Source organism: Luteolibacter sp. LG18 (assembly GCF_036322585.1).
GTDB lineage: Bacteria > Verrucomicrobiota > Verrucomicrobiia > Verrucomicrobiales > Akkermansiaceae > Luteolibacter.
The window spans coordinates 4,188,256-4,210,900 of the sequence record NZ_AP024600.1 but is presented as its reverse complement, the minus strand read 5'-3'; the positions used below and the strand labels follow the sequence as shown (position 1 = coordinate 4,210,900).

Below are 22,645 nucleotides of genomic sequence, written 5' to 3'. Positions count from 1 at the left end.
ACATTTGAAAGATTTATTCCCCGATGAACGGGGCTCATTCCCTTAAAGTGCCCCATCCACGCCCGATTAGCGCCAAGCCTTGTGGCACTAACATTTACGTGGATTTACCCCCACCCGTCCCCCTGCCCGGGAAATGCACCGGCAGCTATCGAAATACCTCCCAATATGCGCCAGCCTCATGCCCGGACCTGTGACAAAGCGCCACGGAAGGCCGATGGAACTTGGCAGCCGGGCGGCCTTCCCCCACCCTTCCGGCCATGTTCGATCCCAAGCGATATGACGGCCGCATGCCCTACCGGCGGTGCGGGGATTCCGGTCTGATGTTCCCGGCCATTTCGCTCGGATTTTGGCACAATTTCGGTCACGTCGACGACCTTCAGGAAGGCCGCCGGATCATGCACCGCGCCTTCGACCGCGGCATCACCCACTTCGATCTCGCCAACAATTACGGCCCGCCCGCCGGCTCCGCGGAAGAGAACGTCGGCCGCATCCTGATCGAGGATTTCGTCTGCCACCGCGATGAGCTGGTGATCTCGACCAAAGCGGGCCACCTGATGTGGGACGGCCCCTATGGCGACTGCGGCTCGCGGAAGCATTTGCTGTCCTCGCTGGACCAATCGCTGAAGCGCCTGCGCCTCGATTACGTCGATGTTTTCTACTCCCACCGCCCCGATCCGGAAACGCGGCTGGAGGAAACCATGTCGGCGCTCGCCACCGCCGTGCACTCCGGTAAGGCGCTCTACGCCGGTCTTTCGAAATATCCGCTCAAACGTCTCAAGAAAGCGGTGAAGATCCTCAAGGACATGGGCATCCGCTGCCTGGTGTACCAGCCCCCCTACTCCATCCTGAACCGCTGGCCGGACACCGAGGGTATCCTCGATTGGCTGCTCGACGAAGGCATCGGCTGCGTGGTCTTCAGCCCGCTCGCCCAGGGCATGCTCACTCCGAAATATCTCGGTGGCATCATTCCGGAAGGCTCCCGTGCCGCCCGCAGCGAGGGCTTCCTGCAACCGGCCCAGCTTGAGGCGCAGCAGGAAAAGATCCGCGCGCTGGGCGATCTGGCCGCCGCCGCGGGCATGCCACTCCACCACCTGGCGATGCAGTGGGTGCTGCGCGATCCGGCGGTGACCTCCGCCATCATCGGCGCGCGCACCGTGAAGCAGCTGGACGACACGCTGGCCTGCCTGGAAGCCCCGCCGTTGGACGGCGACTTGCTGGCCGCGATCGACGCCGTTTCGCCCGGCGTGCCGCAGAAAGAGGCCGAGGGCTGATTTTCGCGTGTGAAAAGCCCGCTTCCGCTCCCGGAAGCGGGCTTTTTCGTGTCGGAATCCCGTTAGACAAACGCTTGCACTCCCCGGGTGGTCCCCCATCCTGTCCGCATGACTTGGAACGACCGTTTCCTCGAGCTTTTCGACCGCTGCGTGGCCCTCTACCGCGGCGGCAACACCGATTTCACCAGCTACTTCGACGGCGGCGACGTCGCCTTCCTGGCCTCGATCGGCTACAAGACCCGCGAGTTCTTCGATTTCGTGGAAGACTTCTGCGAGGAGGGCGAGCCCTCCGCGTCCTCCGCGCTGCTGGTGGCCGCCGTCCGCCGCGATTACTTCATCGTGATGCAGGAAAACATCACCAGCAACGAGGTGCTGACCCGCGACGAGCTGCCGACCTTCGGCGACGTGCTGGAGGGCATGGCCTACCTGCCCCGCATCCTGGCCAAGGCCCGTGCGAAGCTGCGCGGCGAGCTCGATCCGGACATCATGTTCGGCTGCGGCGGCGACCGGAAGTTCCTCCGCGACCACGGCAACATCCCGGCCCCCGATTTTCTCCGCCACGTCTGGGCCGCCCACGACGACGACAAGCTGCTCGCGGGCTGGGTCCGCGATTGCCAGGCGGGCCGCTGAGCCGGATTTAATCGAAAGCACCTCAAAGCAATGCCGGCCGTGTCGCATGGATCGCGACACGGCCGGCTTATCGCATTACCCAGGAAATCCGTTCAGTGGGCGGCGGGTGTGGCCGCGAGGTGGGTGCCGTAGCCCACGATCACCGTGGAGCCGATCAGCACGGCCAGGCCGATGCCGATGAGCACGTGGGTGCGCTTGCTGGTACCCTTCCACTCCTTCAGCGCGATGCCCCACAGGGTGCTGAAGATGATGATGCTCGCCATGTGCAGCGTCCAACTGGAGAAGCCGTATTCCCCCATCTTCGTCTCGCCCATGCTGTAGAAGAAGAACTGGAGATACCACGTCACCCCGGCGATGGCGGACAAGACGTAGTTCCGAAGCAAGGGAGCCGGACCGGCATCGTGCCGCGTCTCTTCCTCAGCGCTTGTGGCTGGAGAAGCATAAGGATCCTGCACACCTTTCTCCTCTGCCGCGCTGGAAAGCATCATTCCTTCAGCCGCGCTCACCTCGGCCACCGCGCTGCGGCGCAGGTTCAAGTATTCGTGGCTCGAACGGTTACGCACATTCAAAATCACACACCACACGAAGTTGGTGGTGAAGCCACCCCACAGCACGACCACCAGCACCGGCAGGTTCTGCCACAGGTCGCTGCCGCCGGATTTCAGCAAGGCGGCCTTGGTGATTTCACCGAGCGGCTTGCCCGCGGCCAAGCCGAAGGCGAAGCAGGAGCTCATGATGCCGGACAGGGTCGCGACCATCATGCCCTTGCCGAAATTGAACTCCTTCACCGTCGCGGCCTTTTGCTCGGGAGAAAGCTCGTTCTCCTTCGACATGCCGGCCATGCCGCTCACGCCGATGCCTGCGAGGCAGGCGAGCACGCCGAAGAGGATGGTCTGGCCGGACGTATTCGCCAGCAGCGCGCCGAACTTGCCTTCGAAGATCGGCGGAACGAGCGTGCCGAATGCGGCACAGAATCCGAGCGCCACGGCCATGCCGAGGGCGATGCCGAGATAGCGCATCGTGAGACCGAAGGTCAGGCCGCCGATGCCCCACAGCATCCCGAAGAAATACGCCAACCCGAGCGTCTTGCCCTCCGCGGAGGCGATCACCGACCACAGGTCCGGCACCAGCGCGTAGGCGAAGCCCATCGGCGCGATGATCCAGCTGAAGAAGCCGCCCACCAGCCAGTAGGTCTCCCAGGACCATTTCTTCACCCCGCGGTAGGGAATGTAGAAACTCGCGGACGCCAGGCCGCCGAGCCAGTGGTAGAAAACGCCGATCAGGGGATTCATGGGTGTCGTGACAAGTGGATGGTGCTCCGTTCAGTGGACAAACGGGCATTCAAGGATTTCACCATGCAACAGCGGGATTGGTCTAGATCCACCATCGCACAGATTACGACATCACCCGGCCGGGTTCCAGTCGTTCTTTTGCTCAAGCCGGCGACTCGCCCTCCCCATTCGGGAAATGGCGGTACTGCGCCCGGTAAGCCGCCGGAGACATGCCGACCCGTTTCACGAACACCTGCCGGAAGTTCTCGGTGCTACCGAATCCCGCCAGATCCACGATGGTCCGTACCGGCAGGTCCGTCTCCCGCAGCAGGCGCTCCGCGCGCGAGAAACGGCAGCCGATGATCTCATCCAGCACGCTATGGCCGGTGGTGGCCATCATGCGCCGTTCCAAGGTCCGGCGGGTGATACCGAGCGCGGCGGCCACGTCCGGCACCGACAACACCTTGTGGCTGCGCGTCCAGATGTAATCGATGGCAGCCTCCACTACGGGATCTCCCGCGGTCCCCTTCTGGCGGCGTGGCGAGCGCGGTGCGGACACCGGCACCGAACCAAGTGCCAGCCCGAGCGCGCCCATCGCGAGCAGCGAGAGTTTCAATGAATTCGACGTCGGCGCCTCGTCCACCAGCCCCAGCAAGCGGTCCAGGCTGCGGCCAACCTCCTCCGGATCGGCGGGCTCCAGCACCGGGCGTAGCGGCGTGATCAGGTTCTGCTCCATGAGCGTGTGGGCGAACTTGCCATTGAAATGCACCCACTTCTCCATCCAGCCCGTCTCCGGATCCGGCCGGTAGCGGTGCCACACACCCGGGAAGACCAGCACCACGTTCCCTTCCTTCAACCGGGTCCGGCCAATCTCGCGGGTCTCCAGCAAACCGCTGCCCTTCGCCACCAGCAACAGCGAGAACTCGGGCAGGGTGCGGCCCTGCTCCCAAGAGAAGTGATACAACGAGGGATGCTGGTGCGCGGGATACGGAGCTCCAGGCGCCACCACGGAACGCCCCACGCTGGTCACGTACATGCCGCTGTGCAGCAGGTCGTCCGGGATCGGCAGATAGTGGTGGCTGTAGGCGCTGACTGGAGTTTTCCGGTCCATCCGGGAGATAGTGTCATGATTGCCCTGCGACCGACAAGACCCGGATCACGACAAACTCACACCATCCGCCAACCCGGCGTTACCCTTTGGCGGTTAATCCATTCGAGGTAGAACGCGCGCGTCCTTACTTCAGGGCGAGCACCCAGGTTCCCGGCGGCAGCCCGACCACCGAACGCCCCTTCTCCTGACGCAGCACCCGGGACGGGGTTTTGTTCGCGCTGCCGGTCACCACCGGTTGTCCGGCGAACGGGCACTCGAACTCCGCGGCCGTGCCCGCGGGCACCACGATCTTCGCCTTCCAATCCGCGGCGCTGGTGCCGGTGATGTCCAAGACGATCGCGCCCTTCGGCGTCGGCAGCTTCACCTTCGCCTCCTTCAGCCCCGCCGTCTGCGGCTTCACCTGGAAGCGTTTGAAGCCGGGCTCGAGCGGATCGATGCCCATCAGCTTGCGCGGGATGACATTGGACGGCGCGGTGGCCCAGGCGTGGTTCCAATCGAGATTCGGCTTCAGCGAGGGGTCCCAGGCTTCCAGCGTGATCGTCGCTCCGACCTTCTCGGACATGTTCCGCCACGAACGCAGGCCGTTCGAAGTGAGCAGGGACAGCGCCGTTTCCGCCTCGCCTGAATCGTAAAGTGCCTCCAGGAGAAACTGCGCGCCGTAAACGCTGCACACCATGCCGCGGGATTTCAAAAACGCCGCCACCCGCGGCATCCGCTCGGCGGGCACCAGGCCGAGCGCGAGCGGGAAGAAGTTCGCGTGTGAGGAGGCATGGCCGCTGCGGTTCTTGGTCGCGGGGTCGAAGCCATCGACGTAGCAGCCCTTCGTTTCGTCCCATAGCGTGTCGTTCACCGCCTTGTAGCTGGCCTCGGCCATCGCTTTGAACTTCGCCGCGTCCTCACGCTTCCCGAGCTGCCCGGCGATCTCCGCCAGCAGCACCACGGCGCGGTAGTGGAAAGCGGTCACCACCGTCTTAACCGGCGGATTCATGTCGTAGCCATCGCGCTCAACGGCGGGCCAATCCACGATGTCGCGGATGTCTCCCTTGTTCCATCCTTGGAACAGTCCCTCGGGCGTACGTTGCTGGACCATCGCGCGGCCCACCAGCTCGTTGTAGTGCTTTTTGAGCGAGGTATCGTCGCCGGACCACAGGTAATCGTGCCACGCGAGGATCACCGATTGCAGCCGCCACTCGGTGGGCCAGGTCGGCTTTTCCAAGAGATACTCGTGGGTCAGGCGACCGGTGTCGTAGCGGGCATCGAGACAGTAGTGGGAGAGCTGGTTGATCAGCGCGTCCGCCTCGTAGGGTTTCCGCTCGCGGTCGCCATCCACATAGAGGCCCATGAAACTGGTGGCCTTCACGCTGTGCTTGCACAGGTTCCAGACCGCGTTGAGCTCGGGGCTCGAGGAGGTGAACGCGGCGGCGTTTTCATCGAACGGCACCTGCAACGACACCCGCTGGATCTGCTCCGCGGTGAAGGAGGCGGGCATGTTTTCCAGTTCGACGTAACGGAATGGCATCACCTGCCCCGCTCCCTTCTGAAGCTCCAGCCAGCCTTCCTTCATCCAATCCGGCGGCGCCCACTTCAGCGCCGGAGAGGCGGCCACGCCCGGGGACAGGGCCAGCTCCTGGGTCTGGTAACGGATGGACGGTCCCGGCTTGCGGTCGATCGTCTGCGGCGCGGACAATTTTTCGCCCATGTGCACCCGGACCTTGGTGCCGGACGGCACATCCTTTGAGGTGATGCGGATGTTACCGAAGGTCTCCTCGCCGAAATCCACGAAAAAGCGCCCGCCGCCGAGGTTCTCCACCTTCGCGGGCTTGTCGGTCACCTCCACCACCGGACTGCGGTCGGCGGCGGCGGCGATGGACGTCAGGAGGACGGAGAACAAGAGAGGGCGTGGGAACATGGCGGGAACGAAAGCTGACGAGCCCCGCGGACGCGCCGGGCCTCTCCGGCCACGCTAAAGCCCCCGCCCCGTCAATGCATGCAAAAACCCTCCCTCCCCCCGATCGGGGAGGGATTCCCACGGTGGAGGCTGCAATTACTCCACCGACTTGATGCCGACGTTGATCGCGTTGGCGGACCCGAGGTACTTCTTCGCCAGCGTGTTGATTTCCTTGAGCGTGATCGAGCGGTAGTCGCTGTCACGCTGACGGGCCAGGTCGAGGCGCTTCGGATCTTCCTGCGATTGGGCCAGCACGGTGGCGAGCCAGTAGCTGTTGTCGCGGGAGGACTTGTCCAAGCTGGCCAGCACCGGCTTCTTGGCGCGCGCGAGTTCATCCTCGTTCGCACCGGCCTGAGCGAGCTTGTCCGCCAGTTCCCGCATCACGGTGCCGAGGCGGTCCACATCCTCCGGCTTCGCGGTGGCTTCGCCAATGATGTAACCGTATTTGTCGAGAGCATCGGAACCACCGGCACCCGCTTCCGGGCTATAGGACGCCCCGAGTTTCTCACGGATCTCCTGGCGGAGGCGGTCGCCGTAGATGTCCGCCAGGATGTTCAGGCGGCGGACCTCCGGAATGTTCCCGCGCATGCCATCGGTGCGCCAGATGGCCTGGGCGACCGCGCTCGGGATCTTGCTGTTGAAGGTGAAGTTCTTGGCCGCCGGGGCATTCGGGAACTTCACCTTGCGCAGGTTGTCGATCGCGGGCTTGGCCGCGGCACGCTTCGGCAGCGCGCCGAAGGTGTTCAGCACGGCGGGCACGATGGCGTCCTCGTCGAAATCGCCGACGATGCTCAATTCGAGATAGCCCTTCTCCAGATCGGGGGTGACCCACTTCTTCACGTCATCGATCGTGTAGCTGCCCAGCTTCGCCACCGGCGGCATCACGAACCGCTGGTCGCCACCGTGGAGCCACGCTTCGAGCTGGGTCTGCGGGCCGGCCGAGGTGTGGGCGAGCTGCTGCTCGACCATCGGCAACATCTTCTGGAACTGGCGCAGAGCCTCCGGACGGAACCCCGGATCGGTCAGCGTGGCACAGGCGAGCTGGAGCTGGAGGGCGAGGTCTTCCGGCGTGGTGCGGCCGGAGAGCTGGAACGCGTCCTCGCCCATCGAGATCGCGGCCCCGACATTGCGGCCCGCGAGAATCTGTTCGAGGTCATCCACCGAATGTTTTCCGAGACCGCCGCCGCCGAAAAGCGCGCTGGCGAGCAGACCGAGCCCCGGCTTGTCCACCGGCTGGCTGAGCTGGCCGGAGCCGATGCGGGCGAGCATGCGGATGCTGTTTTTCTCGAAATCGGTCTTCTTGAGATTCACCCGGATGTTGTTCGACAACACCAGCTGGGTGATGCCGAGATCGGCCACCTGCTTGGTGGTCACGACCTTTCCAGCCGGGCCGAAGCTGGTGTAGCCGAAGGCGGCGACCTTCGAGCCGACAGGCGGCGCCACCGGCTTGCCACGGGATTCCTCGTAGGCCGCGGCGAGGTCGGTCTTCGCGCCCTCCGGAGCCTCCTTGGTGGTCAGCGTCAGATGCAGGCCCGCGTCTCCCCAGAATGCCTTCAGCGCCTTGTGGCAGGCTTCCAGGCTCAGGGCATCAAGACCCTTCTTCGCGATCTCCAGATCCGTTTCCGGCGTGGTGAAAATCTCGTCCTCCGGCATCACCTTCGCGATCTCACTGGCGATGTCCTCGGACTTGCGGGAGACCTTGCTCTTCACCGCCTGCTGGTAGGCATTGAGGAGGTTGGCCTTGGCTTCGGCAAGTTCCGCCTCGGTGAACCCGTGCTCCATCGCGCGGCGGAACTCCTGCTCCAACACCGGCACCGCTTCTTCCCACCGGGAATCCGCGACGGTAACCCCGACGCTGCCGAGTTCAACGTGGTTGAAGACCTCTTCCCGGGACGCGGAGCCATCCACGATCGGAGAGTTCTCCTTCTTCGCGAGTCGCTCGAAACGACGGGCGATCATTGAATGGGCGACGTCGAGCGGCAGGTGCTTGAGGCGGTTGGCCACGGTGTCCTTCTCCTCGGCGAAGGGGCGCACCGACAGGATCGAGACCTCGGTGGAGGCCACCTCCTTGTCCGTGAACACCGCGGTTTCCAGACCCTCCGGCGACTTCACCGGACCGAGGTCGGGGTCCTTGCCCGGCTTCTCCGGGTCCTTCATCGAGCCGAACGACTCCTCGATGCGCTGCTTCATCGCGGCCGGATCGACATCCCCCACCACGATGAACGTCATCCGGGACGGGACGTAGTAGCGGCTGTAGTAATCGGTGAAGCGCTCGCGCGGGGCTTTCGAGATGACGTCCTCCTTGCCGATCGGGAAACGGTTGGCGATCAGCGAACCGGGCAGCAGTTCCGCGAACTGTTTCTCCTGGAGGCGGGTTTCCACCGAATCCCGGCTGACCTTCTCGGAGAGGATCACGCCGCGCTCCTTGTCGATCTCCTCGGTGGACAGCAACGCGCCATCGCTGAAGTCACGGAGCACGTTGAAACCAAGGTCCAGCACGTCCTTGGACAACTCCGGGAGGTCCAGCATGTAGACGGTCTGGTCGAACGACGTGTAGGCGTTGACATGCGCGCCGAAGCCGATGCCGAGGCGCTGCATCACCGGCACCAGTTCGTCCGGCTTGTAGTGCGTCGAGCCGTTGAAGACCATGTGCTCCAGGAAATGGGCGAGCCCCTGCTGGTCATCCGCCTCCATCAGCGAGCCGGTGGCGATGTGCAGGCGCAGCGAGACGCGGCCCGGCGGCTCGGCATTCGGATAGATCAGGTAGCGGAAGCCGTTCGGCAGGGAGCCGAAAACCGCCTTGGGATCGGCCGCGATATCGGAGCCCTCCTGCGGCCACGGTTTGGCCTTGGAGGTTTCCGCTTTCGGGGCCTCGGGAGCCGCCTCGGGCTTCACCGGGGCGGCCGGAATCTTGTCCGCCGGAGCGGCGGGCGCGGCCTCCTTGGCCGGTGCCGGAGCAGGCGGCGGGGCGTTTTTCGAGCTGGCCTGGAAATAGACGGCCGAGGCTCCGAGGACCGCGACCATGGCGATCGGCGTGATACTTTGCATGTTGGAAGCGTGGTGGCCCGAAGGCGTGGATTGCAACGCGGAAAGCGCCTGAATCAGCCACTTCTGTCTTTGTGACGAAATTCTTGCAAATCGATGTTGCAAATTCTCCGCCGACATGGTGCTTTTCGCCCGCCGGTTCGCCGGTCACAACAACAAGATGCGCGCGTGGCGGAATTGGTAGACGCGCTAGATTCAGGTTCTAGTAGGGGCAACCCTGTGGAGGTTCGAGTCCTCTCGCGCGCACCATCTTGTTAGTCAATGAATTACGGAGCCCAAAGGGCTCCGTTTTTCGTTATGGGCATCACTCTACTCCGAAGCCATGGAAGGCGATGTCACCAGGCAGCCCCGCCACCGGCAGATTCGTTTGGAGATGATCAACCGCAGTGATACCCAAACCCAAAGGCTTCGAAATTCTGCCGAAGCGCTGGATCGTGGAGCGCGCGTTCATTGGGCTCATCCAATCCAGGCGTTTGATCAGGGATCATGAAGTGCGGATGGACCACTCCAAGACGCGCATCCACCTCTCGATGGCAAGACGCATGCTCACGAGAAGCTCCGCGTGAGTGATTTTCAGACCGCTTCTAAGTTCGATCTTTGCAAATGTGGCCGGGAACGTCTGTTCCCGACCACAATTGTCTATTGCATTACCCAGGAAATTCGTCGGTTCCTCCTAACATCCTGCTGAAAATCCGGGCATTTGATCCCGGGGGATGCTGTGTGTAGGATGGCATTTTCGTAAGCGATCAACGTGGTATCCGAGAAACATCACCGCACCTCGGTCCGACTCAGGGACGTAGGAGTGGAGAAGGCTGTTGCTCTGCACCAAAGTCATCCCGACGAGATTCAGTCCAACCTGGGCAAATAAATAGTCCCCAAAGGGGGGACAGCGTGGCGGATACAGGGGGAGCCATTCACCCGATGACCTGCACGGCTTTGGCGACCACCCGTCTTTTGGGTCCGGGCCTCCGCAGATCTCATCCCCCTCCACGCCGATTTCCCGACGCCGGGCTGTCCCCCCTTTGGGGACTATGCTTTCGCCACTACGGAAATAGGATTCGCATCCTTCAATCACGCCTTCCTCACGACACTCGTTTCCTCGAGTCGCACCCCGGCAAGCCATGACCCCTGCTCCCGCCCGATCCAACAATCACTTCGCCTTCATGGCCGTCTCCGCCCTGTTCTTCATGTGGGGCTTCATTTCCTGCATGAACGACCTGCTGATTCCCAAGTTCAAGGCGGACTTCAATCTCACCCAGTTCCAAGCGAACCTCGTTCAATTCGCGTTCTTCGGAGCCTACTTCCTGGTTTCGCTCGCCTACTTTCTGATCTCCGCGTCGAAAGGCGACCCGATCAACAAAATTGGCTACAAAAACGGCTTGGTCCTCGGCTTGGTGATCTCAGGCATCGGCTGCTTGTTGTTCTACCCTGCCGCGGAAACCAAATTGTATCCGCTGTTCCTCGGCGCGTTGATCGTCCTCGGCTCGGGCATCACGCTCATTCAAATCGCCGCGAATCCCTACGTGACCATCCTTGGCCCCGAGGAAACCGGCCCGTCGCGCCTGAATCTCTCCCAGGGCCTCAACTCCCTCGGCTACGTGATCACACCGCTGATCGGCGGTATCCTGCTATTCGGCTCCAAGGAAATTTATACCAGCAGCGGCGGTGTGGACGCGGTGAAGGTTCCTTACGTAGGCCTGGGCGGAGCATTCCTGCTGCTCGCCGGTATTTTCAAAGTCATCTCGCTGCCGGTCTTCAAACAGGAAGGCAAAGTCGAGACCGGTGTGAAAGTCTTCCGCCACAAGCATTTCGTATGGGGCTGCCTTGCGATTTTCTTCTATGTCGGCAGCGAAGTCACCGTCGGCAGCATCCTGATCAATTATCTCAAGGACCCTGGTGTGATGGGCATGTCCGAGGACACCTCCGCGAAGTTCCTCTCCTTCTACTGGGGCGGCACCATGATCGGCCGCCTGATGGGCGCGATCTCCCTCAGCAACATCCAGCAGTCCCGCAAATACCCCTTCATGGCGTTGGCAGCGATCGGCGCGACGGCCGTGATTTTCGCGAATGCCACCTTCAAGGAAAACCTCACCCACGGGCATTACATCGATCCGAAGACGATCCTGCCGTACATCGGCGTGGTGGTGATGAGCTTCCTGTTCTTCGTGCTGGGCCGTTCCAATCCCGGGAAAATGGTGGGGCTTTTCGCGCTCGTGGCGGTGGGGCTAACCTGCTTCTCGATGAGCACCAAGGGTGAACTCGCCCTGTGGTCCATCATCGGCATCGGCCTCTTCAACTCGATCATGTGGTCCAACATCTTCAGCCTTTCGATCCGCGGCCTGGGCAAGGACACCAGCCAAGGCAGCTCGCTGCTCGTCATGATGATTGTCGGCGGAGCCATCATGCCGCTGATCCAGGGCGCGTTGATGGATAACTTCGGTGTCCGAACCTCGCTGGGCGTCGTGCTTATCGGCTATCTCTATCTCGCGTACTTCGGATTCTTCGGCGCTCGCGCGGACGAGCAGGCTCCCGTCGCCGAAGCCCAGGTCAGCGGCGGCCATTGACCGTTCCCAAGACCATCACCATGACCACGAATCCCGAGGACGATTCACGCATCGTGATGACGCTCGATGCGGGCGGCACGAGCTTCAAATTTTCCGCGATCCGTGGAAACAAGGCGATCACCCAACCGTTTGCCGTCCCATCAAACGGCGACCGCCTCGATGCCTGCCTCGCGACCCTGGTGGGTGGATTCGAACGCGTCCGCGAATCGATACCGGAAGCCCCCGTCGCCATCAGTTTCGCATTTCCCGGTCCGGCGGACTACCCCCGCGGAATCATCGGGAATCTGGGGAACCTCCCGTGCTTCCGTGGAGGCATTGCGCTCGGGCCGATGCTGGAGGCCAAGTTCGGCATCCCCACCTTCATCAACAACGACGGGGATCTCTTCGTTTACGGTGAAGCCATCGCCGGATTCCTGCCACAGGTCAATTCCCTGCTCGAAAAGGCCGGTAGCCCGAAACGCTACAAGAATCTCTTCGGCGTCACACTCGGCACCGGATTCGGCGGAGGGATCGTGCGCGACGGAGAGCTCTTCCGCGGCGACAACATCTGTGCGGGCGAAGTCTGGCTGATGCGCAGCAAACTGCATCCGAAAACCAATGCGGAAGAAGGGGCCTGCATCCGTGCAGTGCGCCGGGCCTACGGCGAAATCGCGGGAATTCCCTTCGATCTAACCCCTGACCCGAAAACCATCTTCGACATCGGAAACGGCAAGGTGGATGGAAACCAAACCGCGGCGGTTGAAGCATTCCGCCTCTTGGGCGAGTCCGTGGGAGATTCGATGGCCATCGCACTGACCCTGCTGGATGGATTGGCCGTGGTGGGCGGCGGCGTTTCCGGAGCTTGGCCGTTATTCCTTCCAGCGATCGTCGATGAATTGAACGGCAGCTACACCAGTCCCACTGGCGAGAAATTCCGCCGGCTCGCTCAATCCGCCTTCAATCTCGAAGACCCGGCGCAGCTCGAAACGTTCCTGCAGGGCAACAAGCGGGAAATCACCGTTCCCGGCAGCCCCCGCAAGCTGGCATACGATTCGATGCCGCGGGTGGGGGTCGGCATGTCGCGCCTCGGCACCAGCGAGGCGGTGGCGATTGGGGCGTATGCTTATGCGCTGTCGCAACTGAGTTGATCCCGTGCACGCGGCAGGCTGAGATAGAAAGACCGCTCTCATCCATCCGTCGAAGACTACCTCTTTTCAATTCCACCCCCGTAACACCCCGATTCCCGTGGCACCGATCACTTTCACCCCTCTTTACATGGATCGCGTCTGGGGCGGTCGTGAACTGGAACGCGTCTACGGCCGCACCCTGCCGGACGCCACCACGCCCATCGGGGAAGCATGGGAAATCGTCGACCGCGATCCGGAACAATCCGTGGTGAACTCCGGTCCCTTCGCCGGCAAATCACTGCACGAGCTCTGGAGCCACCACCGCGGGGAGATTTTCGGCGAAGGCCTGCCGGACTCCGAGCGCTTTCCGATCCTGATCAAGATCCTGGATTCCCGCGACGATCTCTCGATCCAGGTTCATCCGCCGGTCGACAAGGCGGACGAACTCGGCGGCGAGCCGAAGACCGAGATGTGGGTGATCGCCGCCGCCGATCCCGGCGCGAGACTCTACGTCGGCCTGAAAAACGGCGTCGCCCGCTCCGATTTCGAAGCCGCCATCGCCGATGGCACCGTCGAGAAAGCCGTCCATGCCATCGCCCCTCAGCCCGGCGAATCGATCTTCATCCCCTCCGGACGCCTCCACGCCATCGGCGCGGGCCTGCTGATCCACGAGATCCAACAGAACTCCGACACCACCTACCGCGTGTTCGATTGGAACCGCATGGGTCTCGATGGCAAACCGCGTGCCCTGCACGTGGAGCAATCGCTGGCGAGCATCGACTTCGAGGACTTCGAGCCTGGCATGGACGTGCCGAATGGCGACGTGCTGGCCGAGTGTCCGTATTTCCGCACCTCCCGCCACGAGCTGGCCGATGGCGCGCTGCTGGCCAATCCGGACCCCGGCCGCTTCACCATCGTCGGCGTGGTGGAAGGCGCGCTCGTCAGCACCGACAACCGCCGTTTCGTGAAGGGCGATTACCTTCTCCAACCCAAGGGGGCGAGTCCCCTCGTGGCGGAGTGTGAAACGGTCGCCCTCCAGGTGGAGATGCCGGGTTGAAAGAATGAAGCTTAAGTCGAGAAAGAACACCCGGGAGGCGAGGTCCGACAGACCTCCCATCGGCGACCAACTTCATCCGTCCACTTGCTGGAAACGGCCCATTGAAATCCAACGGCAAACGACAGTTGGCGCTTGAGGGCAAATCCCAAGATAGCGATATTGGCACACAATTCCATCAAACCCGAGTCCGATCCCACCTTCCTTCCAATTCCGTGAAACTATTGCCACCCACCTTCGCGTGTTTCATGGGAGGCTTGCCTCTGGCTCATGGGGTTGAGAAATCGACTTCCATCGAGTTGTTCGCCGATCACTCGGCGACGGCGCGTCAGGGATCTCATGTCACGGTACCTCATGATACCGCGACCCTCCGGTTTTTCGTGAAGCCGCAATCGCTTTGCGTCCGATACAAACTGGAGGGGTTGGATGCGGACTGGCGGCAAGGATCCGACGAAATGTTCTTCATCGTTCGTTTCCTCACCAAGGAAGGCGACCCGATCTCCCAGGAGGCATTTTTGGCAAAGGGCACGAGCCGTGGCTGGAAAGGCACCGTCGAGCGATCCGAATTCACCCTGAGACGGGAAATCGTCAAGGTCCCCGAAGGCGCGGAGTCCATGTCCGTGGTGATGTCGTCTGCCGGCCCTGCGACCACGGTGGGGATCTTCGCGATTTCGGGAATCACGATTTCGTCGATCCCCATGGGCGCTGAAATGCCCGTCACGTATCTGAGGGACAGCCGCATCCCCGATTCGGATTCCTTCATTTGGAGTAAATCCGGGACCCATCCTTCGATGGCTTCCACCCTTGCGATGGAAAATCGCGGCACCGGATCGGCCGCACTGGTCATCGTGGACGACGATATCAAGGCTCACGCCGACTGGGTCACCACTCTCCCCAACCCGCCCAAGATCGTACCGGGGGACTCCTTGGAACTGCGATGGAACGAAGTCTATTGCACGGGGGTAGGCGGTCCCTTTTCCGCGACCTATGATCGCCTCCCCCCGGGATCCTACCGCTTCGTCGCCGAAGACCTGTCGATCGCGGGAGCGCCGTTGAATTCCGGCGCGATGATGACCGTGGTGGTCCCCCTCCCCTTCTGGAAAAACTTCTGGTTCTGGGCAGCCTCGGCGGTCGTCCTCGCCATCCTCTCGGCGCTATACGGGCGGCGCCTGATCAGAAGACGAATCAACCGCCATCTGCGACACTCCCAATTGATCGCTGACGAACGGCTCCGGATCGCCCGGGACCTTCACGACGATCTCGGCACCCGGCTCTCCCACATCTCCCTCCTGGGCGCATACGCGGAAAGCAACATCGCCGACGGGGAGGCACGGGTCGCTTTCGGCCAGATCACCGCCATGTCCCGCGAGCTCATCAGTGCGCTTTCCGAAACGGTGTGGATGCTCAATCCGAAAAACAATCAGCTCGAAGCCCTCGTGGATTTCCTCTGCCGGTTGGTCAGCGAGCTATGCCGGCTTTCTGCCATCCGCTGCCGGATCGACGCCATGTCGGTGACGGAAAACGTCACGATCAGCCATGAGTTCCGCCACAATGTCAGCCTGGCGGTGAAGGAGATCGTTAACAATGCGCTGAAGCACTCGTTTGCCACTGAGATCAAGATGTCGATCCAGTTTGAGAACAAGCATTTGAAAATCACCGTCACCGACAACGGTGTCGGCATCACCCGGGAGCCGAACAAAGCCAGTCTAGGGCTGGAAAACCTCACCCAGCGAATGGCTTCCATCCGGGGAAAATGCGTCATTAACCAGCATGAGCAAGAGGGGCTGGAAATCACTCTGGAAGCGCCCATTTCCTGAAATCGACCACAGGGCATTGAATCAGGATCCTCGATGACCGGAGCACCGCCCCTGCATTTACGCGCGGCATCCTCCGCGGTTGGGGAATATCCCGAATGACCACCAGAGGGTGCAACACGGAGACCTTCCCCACGGGTCGAAATGCGCCGCCGTCCCCGGTTTGGGGACTACTCATTTTCGCAGTTTTCCCCAATACTTCTCAAAAAAACAGGCACGAGCCCATCGAACAACGACCGGAGCGCCGTCCCTGATTGCCGGAAGACCTCGCAATGTCCCGAACGGAGCGATGCCCCCGGGCAGCCATCATCGAGCAACAACAAAATAGGGCCTGTAAATCGCCCTGGAAACCTCTAGATTCACCCTATGATTCCCTCCAAAAAAAACGTGGTGGTGGTGGAGGATGACATCCGTCTGCGACACCATTTGATCAAGCTCCTTGACGGTCCGGAGGACATCACCTGCCTGTGCGCGGTTTCCTCGGCCGAAGAGGCATTGGAAAAGATCCCGGCTTACCGGCCGGACGTCGTCCTGATGGACATCAATTTGCCGGGAATCTCCGGAATTGATTGCATCCGTGAACTGAAAAAAAAGATGCCCCGCCTGGAGGTCGTCATGCTCACCGCCTACGAAGAGGAGGACAATATCTTCCGGGCGCTGAAAGAAGGCGCCAGCGGGTACCTTCTCAAGTCGAGCACGCCGGAGGACATTTACAACGCGATCCGTGACGTCTACTCAGGAGGCGCTCCTTTTTCCAGCCACATCGCAAGGAAGGTGGCGCAGTACTTCCGGGTGGAAAGGACCATCGAGGACGAGAATGAAAAGCTAACTGCTCGCGAGAAGGAGGTCCTCAGGCTCCTGGCTTCCGGTTACATCTACAAGGAGGTGGCTGATCAACTGGAGATCTCGTTGGAAACGGTCCGGACCTACGTAAAGCGGATCTGCCTCAAACTGCACGTACGCAGTAAAGTCGAGGCCATCATCAAATACCGGGCCTGAACGGGCCTCGCAGCATGTGGGCGGCACCGTGCCGGATGGATTTCCACATGCATTCCAGTTGAATGCGCGAGCCCGACTTTGACGCGCCCCCCTGTCCCCGCTTTGGGGACTGGTTCTTCTCCCGGCATTGGGTGATTGTAAGTTCTACCCAAGGGGTGAAAGGATCGCCGGTTTTGACGCGCGAACCGCTCCCCGTGCCAGCAGACCGCGACGATAACCCGGCGGACGCTCCACTTGCCATCAACCATCCTGTCGATATGCCCACTCGCCTTAATCCACTTCGACTTCGTCCCCAGTCCAGCGCGGGAATCCCTGCCGGTCACCGGAAGAAGCGTGGATTCACGCTCGTGGTGACGCTTTCGTTCATGATCCTGCTCACGATCCTTGTGATGGGTCTTCTCCAAGTTTCTGCGATCTCGCTCCGAACCACCACCCGCCAGATGCCGATGTTGCAGGCCAAGGCAAATGCCCGGATGGCCCTTCTCATTGCCATCGGCGAGCTACAGAAGGAGCTTGGTCCCGACCAGCGGATCAGTGCGGGGGGCGGCCAGCAACTCGAGGCATCCAATAGTTCCGGCCGAAACAATTGGGTGGGGGTTTACGATTCGTGGCCGGCCACGGCCGACCAGCGACCCACCCCGACCTTCCGGAAATGGCTGATTTCGGGCGAAGCTGGAGTGACCTCCACCGTGGATGCTCCCAAGACGGGGGCCGCGCTCGCGTCCTCCACGGTATCACTGGCGAAAGCCACGTCCTCCAGCGGTCCGGTCGAAGCCGGAGTGCTCAAGGTGCCGGATGGTGGCTATAGCTGGTGGGTTTCGGACAACAACATGAAGGCGAAGCTCGGAAACACCGTGGTACCGCCAACCAACGCCACCGAAGCGGTCGCGCGGCTGCAGGCGGCACCACGGGCGGCCCATGAGTTTTTGCTCGGGACATCCATTCCGATCACAGACCCGAGCCTCAACCGCCTGATTTCCCTGAGCACCGTGGACATTCTGGCCAAACCACCTGAGTCCATTTTCCACGACGCCACGACCATCGCGAATGGACTCGTGACCAATGTCCGTGCGGGAGGGTTCCGCAAGGATCTCAGCTTCCTGCTGGAGAAGCCTTACTCAGAAGCAATCAAGGATCCGCTCTACAAAGCCGGCTCCACGAATGGCATGCACTTCGGGGAGTTGTGGGCGGATCACAACATCTGGGGAGAACTCAAGACCGCGGGTCTGCCAGCCCATGCGGACGGCAGCAATCTGGCGGCCAATACATCCTACTTAAGTGGCCCCGGGACCCTCGCCGCTGCTTTCAACGATCCATTCCGCAAGTATCATCAACTTACCCGGATCCAACACACCATCGTCTATTCATTGATCAGCCGTCCTAAACCCGGCAGCACCACCAATGAGTATGATCTCCTGCTCGTGGTGGACCCGATCTTCACGATCTGGAATCCCTTCAATGTCCCCGTCTATCTTCCAGCCAGCGCCTACTCCTCGTTCCAGACCTGGGCGGTTCCCTATCGCCTGACCCTGCAGATTCAAAAATCCACCGGAGCCAGCACCACTTGGTCGGCCACAGTCCCCCAGATCTCGGGCACAAGCTTCAACAAGGCAAGGGTCGGGCAAGCGCAAAATCTCGTGCTTCGCCCGGGCGAAGTGCAGGTGCTCTCCCAGTCCTACCAAAACAAGCTGATACCCGGTGGCTCCATTGAAGCGAAACTCGGTTGGAACTTCGGTTCGGGCTTCGAATTCAGCCTAACGGTCCCGAAAAAGGACAGCTCGGGCGTGGTGACGGATCCCAATTCCCTCATGCTCCCCGTCATCAAGGGCGACGACCGGCTTACATTCTCGCTGACTCCTGCACCAAAGGGACAAAGCCATGGTCTGGGAATCACCCATGCCCGCCAGTATATCGGTGATGAGGGCCCATACGCCGCCGGTAACTTCTCGATCGATTGGACGACAGTCGAGACCGGCACACGGAATGGAGAGCTGCCCGCCGATGGATTCCCCCATGTCTTCCGGCAGATCCCGCGGGATCCGAGCTATTCGAAGGGGGTGGCGGAAATGGCGGTAGCCGCCGGAACGGATGGAACCACGAAAAAATGGCCGCTCTTCGTTTTCACCATGGGCTTTCGAACGGAAGAGGACAGCTACTATCCCGATATCGCCAGTCTCCAGCCGTCCCAAGCGCCGCCACGATATTCCGGCAAGTCGATTCTGCATGTGAATCCCAAATCGTTTACCTACGATCTGGGTGATCTATCACCCGAATGGACCCGCGAGACAGCCATCCAGGTCGGACTTCGCAAGCTCACCAGCCTGAACAATGTGATCGACACCGCGGGGGCAGGCCTCGGCTATTTCGGCGCATCTTACACGGCAGGCACGGGCAGCTCCTACGTGATCACCCAGTCCGTGCCCAAGGCTCCGATCTTCTCCCTCGGAACCCTCCAGAACTCCTTGGCGGACGGCCTGCCTGACAATGCCACGATCGCCGCCAACGACTCCAACCTGTCCCGGGTCTGGTATCTCCGTCCATCGATCTCCCACGCGATCGCAAATTCGTTCGCACCATCCGTGATGGCCCCAGGCAGCACGGCCGTGACCAAAGGCAGCGGAAAATACACGCGTGACCTCGCGGACCACTCATTCTTGGCAAACCGGGCATTATGGGACGATTACTTCTTTTCCTCGATCTCACCCAAATCCTCTACGGCGCATAAGAATCCGACGACAGCATATGGAGAGCAAAAAAGCCGCCTATCGCAATTCTTGGGTCTAGGCAGCACGACATCCGTTCCACTCCCCAACCCACGTTTCAAGCCATGGTCGTCCGATCCGCAGAGCACCTTGGACGAGATTTTCCAAGGTGCCACCCCCAAGCCGGAGGCAGCCGAACGAACTGCCGCGCATCTCGTGGTGGACGGAGCATTCAATGTGAACTCGACCTCGGTGAATGCGTGGAAGTCCATGCTCACCGCGCTCAAAGGTTCCATGGTGCCCGTATCGGAACCCACCGCCTCATCGAGCAATCCGACCCTTACAGCAGCCCCCGGAACGCCGGTCACAGGAGCACTCATCGCCGGTGGAGGTGCGATTGGTGATTCCGATATCATCAGCTGCTCTGATCCACAGCAATGGCTCGGATTCCGAACAGTGACGGACACACAAATCGACGAGCTTGCCAAAGCCATCGTCAAGCAAGTGAGACTCCGGGGCCCTTTCACCTCGCTCGCCGACTTCATCAACCGGCGTCCCGGCAGCAACAAGGAACTGGCACTCTCGGGCGCACTTCAAAGCGCGCTGGACGACAATGACGTCAGCATCAACGCACCCTATCGCAGCGGCAGTCGCACCCTCGACGTTTCCGAGGCCCGTGCCCAAGGGTTCGAATTCCCCGAGGCGGAAGCCGGAGCGAAGTCGGCCGGAGCGCCCGGCTATGTCAAACAGGGTGACCTGCTGACGCCCCTCGCTCCGCTCATCACGGTCCGCAGCGACACCTTTACCATCCGGACCTATGGCGAGGCCCGCGACAAAAACAACGAAATCGTCGCGAAAGCCTACTGCGAAGCCGTGGTGCAGCGGTTCCCCGACTACGTCGATCCCGCCAACGGCCCCCAGATCGTTAGCCCGGTTTCCCTCATCAATAAGACCTTTGGCCGGAAATTCCAGATCATCTCCTTCCGCTACCTGAACCAGGGAGAGATCTAGCCCCTTCCGCCGAGGGATTCCACCATACCCATCATGTCACTTCATCGAACAATCATCAATGTCGTCCTAGGGCTGCTGTTCATCGGCATCGGCGCGGGCGCAGATGCTCAATCGACGGATTCCCCCGAAATGCCCGCCAAGGAGCGGGGCCCGACGGTGAGGGCGCTGCTCCTCGTCCCCGGAAGTCCGAATATCGAACTGGTCACCATCGCAGGGGAAAAGGTTTCCCCTCCGTTTTCGATCGGGACATCGGGCCTAAGCGGAAACATCTTTCCGGGAACCCGCACATTCAACCTGGCCATCAAGGTGCCCTCCGCGGAATCCGGCTTCAAGAAAGTTGCCTTGGTGGTTCTGCCCGAGACGGGATCCAATTTCCTCCTTCTTCTCGAACCGCAGGAAGACAAATCGTTCATCCCCCACGTGATCCCCGACAGTTTGCAGGGGTTCGGCGCCGACTCCACGCTGTTCTTCAATGCGTGCAGCTCCGAAATCGGGGCGGTTCTCGGAACCCAGAAGACCCTGATCCGTCCCCGTCGCGTGGAGATCGTTTCCGCGCCGCCGGTGAAAGACGACGTCCCATACTACCAGACCGAGCTCTACCACCGGGATAACGAGAAATTCAAGCTGTTCGCCAGTTCGCGATGGCTGCATCGCAACGACGGCCGAAACTACGTCTTTATCTATCAGATCAAAAACACCGGTCGATTCGGCTACCAAACATTCAGCGAGACGTTTTCGGGAGCGACCGCGGGATTGGATACGTCCAGGATTCAATCCCACCCGGCACCATGATCCCCTCGCAAATAATTCCCGCCACTCGCTTGGCGTGCTTGTGATGGCACTCCCCACGATGGGAAGCCCCCCCGACGAAAGCATCCCTTTCCAGATGCTCGCCGAATCGCCGCAAGCCGGGCGGCTCGGCTCCCTGAGCACTGTCGCGACCGCGAAAAACGCCTCCTCTCCCGTTGCGAGGACAAGCCCGGGAATTTATCTGCACGCATGGCCGTAGCCGGATCAATTCCGCATGAACCGCAGGCCCGGCACTGAAACGATCATCTTAATCTGAAAAAATCCGAACTCGCAGAACTCATCCCGCAACATGATCCCGACCAACCTGTCTGCCGTCCGCCCCATCGCCCGCACCTGGGCCTTTGTGCTTTCCCTTGCCTTCCTTGCCCATGCCGACACCGCGCGGGCAGATGACAGCCGGATCCTCATTCAAAGCGGCCAGAAAGTCGCGTTTCTCGGCGACTCCATCACCGCCGGCGGCTGGAGTTCTCCCGGTGGCTACGTCCGGTTGGTGATCGACGGCCTTGCCAAGGAAGGCATCGCCGCCACGCCCATCCCCGCCGGCGTGAGTGGAAACAAGTCAAACGACATGCTGGCCCGGCTGGACAAGGACGTCCTCTCCAAACAACCGGACTGGCTGTTTCTCAGTTGCGGCGTCAACGATGTCTGGCATGGAGCCAACGGCGTGCTTCTCGATGCCTATAAAGCCAACATCACAAGCATCGTCGACCGCGCCAAGGCGCAGTCGGTGAACGTCATCATTCTAACCGCCACTCCGATCGGTGAGGATGACAATGACAACAACCGCAAGCTGGCGGCTTACAACGATTTTCTCCGCGAACTTGCGAGCCAACGCAAGCTGCCCCTTGCCGACCTCAACGCGATCTTTCAGGGAATCCTCAAGCCGCTGGCTCCGAATAATTCTTCGCGGATTCTGACCGTCGATGGCGTGCACATGAATCCGGAGGGCAATGTCACCATGGCCAAGGAATGCCTCCACGCAGTTGGAGTTTCCGTTGAAAAGATCAAAAGCATCGAGAACCAATGGATCGATCAACCGAACACCGCGGCTCTCAGCGTCCAACCGTTCGATCCGCGTCCGGACTTCAATATCTCCCTCCGCCAATACCGGGGAATGAGCATGGTGGCGGGAAAGCAGGGCACGGATTTGGGGACACTGGTCCGTTCGCTGTGGCTCCGCGCCCTGACGGATACGGTTGGACTTCATCAGCGGGAAAAGGTACTCAATGCCGACCAGGTGAAGAAAGAGGCCGTCGCGAAGTTCCAGATTGACGTCATGGTTTTGTTGAAAGAGTGAGACGCCCAATCT

At 61.2% G+C, this 22,645-nt stretch carries 14 protein-coding genes, 1 tRNA gene and 1 pseudogene; 12 read left to right on the top strand and 4 right to left on the bottom strand.

The genetic code is table 11. The features are described from left to right. The first annotated feature begins 257 nt into the window (after positions 1-257). Both llg_RS16610 and llg_RS16605 read left to right on the top strand, forming a co-directional pair. The gene (locus llg_RS16610; protein WP_338285854.1) at positions 258-1,271 is read left to right on the top strand and encodes an aldo/keto reductase; all 1,014 of its coding nucleotides are present in this window, start codon (positions 258-260) and stop codon (positions 1,269-1,271) included. Between the two features lie 108 nt (positions 1,272-1,379). Further along, entirely contained in the window at positions 1,380-1,901 is a 522-nt protein-coding gene (locus tag llg_RS16605) for a DUF5069 domain-containing protein (RefSeq protein ID WP_338285853.1), read from the top strand. A gap of 92 nt (positions 1,902-1,993) precedes the next feature. Here llg_RS16605 and rhaT read toward each other — a convergent pair whose 3' ends face one another. The 4 genes from rhaT to llg_RS16585 form a co-directional block, all read right to left on the bottom strand. Beyond that, complete coding sequence (gene rhaT, locus llg_RS16600; protein ID WP_338285852.1) at positions 1,994-3,193, bottom strand: L-rhamnose/proton symporter RhaT; 1,200 nt, start codon at positions 3,191-3,193, stop codon at positions 1,994-1,996. 142 nt (positions 3,194-3,335) lie between these two features. Next, complete coding sequence (locus llg_RS16595; RefSeq protein ID WP_338285851.1) at positions 3,336-4,283, bottom strand: AraC family transcriptional regulator; 948 nt, start codon at positions 4,281-4,283, stop codon at positions 3,336-3,338. A gap of 124 nt (positions 4,284-4,407) precedes the next feature. Further along, positions 4,408-6,192 carry a family 78 glycoside hydrolase catalytic domain gene (locus llg_RS16590; RefSeq protein WP_338285850.1) on the bottom strand — a complete coding sequence of 595 codons (1,785 nt, stop codon included), beginning with the start codon at positions 6,190-6,192 and terminating at the stop codon, positions 4,408-4,410. Between the two features lie 135 nt (positions 6,193-6,327). Next, the gene (locus llg_RS16585) at positions 6,328-9,279 is read right to left on the bottom strand and encodes an insulinase family protein (protein WP_338285848.1); all 2,952 of its coding nucleotides are present in this window, start codon (positions 9,277-9,279) and stop codon (positions 6,328-6,330) included. 159 nt (positions 9,280-9,438) lie between these two features. Between llg_RS16585 and llg_RS16580 the strand changes: the two genes are divergently transcribed. From llg_RS16580 to llg_RS16535, 10 genes and pseudogenes are all read left to right on the top strand, one after another. After that, positions 9,439-9,525 (top strand) — tRNA-Leu (locus llg_RS16580). 118 nt (positions 9,526-9,643) lie between these two features. Next, positions 9,644-9,767 (top strand): annotated as a pseudogene (locus tag llg_RS16575) (IS5/IS1182 family transposase); the annotation flags it as partial. Positions 9,768-10,397: 630 nt separating this feature from the next. Beyond that, on the top strand, positions 10,398-11,840 hold the full coding sequence (locus llg_RS16570; protein WP_338285846.1) for a sugar MFS transporter: 1,443 nt from the start codon (positions 10,398-10,400) through the stop codon (positions 11,838-11,840). 20 nt (positions 11,841-11,860) lie between these two features. Then, a complete protein-coding gene (locus llg_RS16565; protein WP_338285845.1) occupies positions 11,861-12,967 on the top strand; it encodes an ROK family protein in 1,107 nt (368 codons plus the stop codon). A 97-nt stretch (positions 12,968-13,064) separates the two neighbouring features. Then, positions 13,065-14,003, top strand: coding sequence for a type I phosphomannose isomerase catalytic subunit (locus llg_RS16560; RefSeq protein ID WP_338285844.1), 939 nt, complete (start codon positions 13,065-13,067; stop codon positions 14,001-14,003). A gap of 212 nt (positions 14,004-14,215) precedes the next feature. Next, positions 14,216-15,817, top strand: a complete 1,602-nt coding sequence (locus tag llg_RS16555; protein ID WP_338285843.1) for a histidine kinase — start codon at positions 14,216-14,218, stop codon at positions 15,815-15,817. A 363-nt stretch (positions 15,818-16,180) separates the two neighbouring features. Continuing rightward, complete coding sequence (locus llg_RS16550; protein ID WP_338285842.1) at positions 16,181-16,813, top strand: response regulator transcription factor; 633 nt, start codon at positions 16,181-16,183, stop codon at positions 16,811-16,813. Positions 16,814-17,007: 194 nt separating this feature from the next. Then, positions 17,008-20,526 (top strand): hypothetical protein, encoded by a 3,519-nt coding sequence (locus llg_RS16545; RefSeq protein ID WP_338285840.1) that lies wholly within the window; start codon positions 17,008-17,010, stop codon positions 20,524-20,526. A 33-nt stretch (positions 20,527-20,559) separates the two neighbouring features. Next, on the top strand, positions 20,560-21,318 hold the full coding sequence (locus llg_RS16540) for a hypothetical protein (RefSeq protein WP_338285839.1): 759 nt from the start codon (positions 20,560-20,562) through the stop codon (positions 21,316-21,318). A 307-nt stretch (positions 21,319-21,625) separates the two neighbouring features. Continuing rightward, positions 21,626-22,633 (top strand): SGNH/GDSL hydrolase family protein, encoded by a 1,008-nt coding sequence (locus llg_RS16535; RefSeq protein ID WP_338285838.1) that lies wholly within the window; start codon positions 21,626-21,628, stop codon positions 22,631-22,633. The last annotated feature ends 12 nt before the right edge of the window (positions 22,634-22,645 follow it).

Bases quoted from the DNA above. Each gene is read 5' to 3' on its own strand.
- llg_RS16610 (WP_338285854.1), top strand. From the start codon at position 258: ATGTTCGATCCCAAGCGATATGACGGCCGCATGCCCTACCGGCGGTGC.
- llg_RS16605 (WP_338285853.1), top strand. From the start codon at position 1,380: ATGACTTGGAACGACCGTTTCCTCGAGCTTTTCGACCGCTGCGTGGCC.
- rhaT (WP_338285852.1), bottom strand. From the start codon at position 3,193: ATGAATCCCCTGATCGGCGTTTTCTACCACTGGCTCGGCGGCCTGGCG.
- llg_RS16595 (WP_338285851.1), bottom strand. From the start codon at position 4,283: ATGGACCGGAAAACTCCAGTCAGCGCCTACAGCCACCACTATCTGCCG.
- llg_RS16590 (WP_338285850.1), bottom strand. From the start codon at position 6,192: ATGTTCCCACGCCCTCTCTTGTTCTCCGTCCTCCTGACGTCCATCGCC.
- llg_RS16585 (WP_338285848.1), bottom strand. From the start codon at position 9,279: ATGCAAAGTATCACGCCGATCGCCATGGTCGCGGTCCTCGGAGCCTCG.
- llg_RS16570 (WP_338285846.1), top strand. From the start codon at position 10,398: ATGACCCCTGCTCCCGCCCGATCCAACAATCACTTCGCCTTCATGGCC.
- llg_RS16565 (WP_338285845.1), top strand. From the start codon at position 11,861: ATGACCACGAATCCCGAGGACGATTCACGCATCGTGATGACGCTCGAT.
- llg_RS16550 (WP_338285842.1), top strand. From the start codon at position 16,181: ATGATTCCCTCCAAAAAAAACGTGGTGGTGGTGGAGGATGACATCCGT.
- llg_RS16540 (WP_338285839.1), top strand. From the start codon at position 20,560: ATGTCACTTCATCGAACAATCATCAATGTCGTCCTAGGGCTGCTGTTC.
- llg_RS16535 (WP_338285838.1), top strand. From the start codon at position 21,626: ATGATCCCGACCAACCTGTCTGCCGTCCGCCCCATCGCCCGCACCTGG.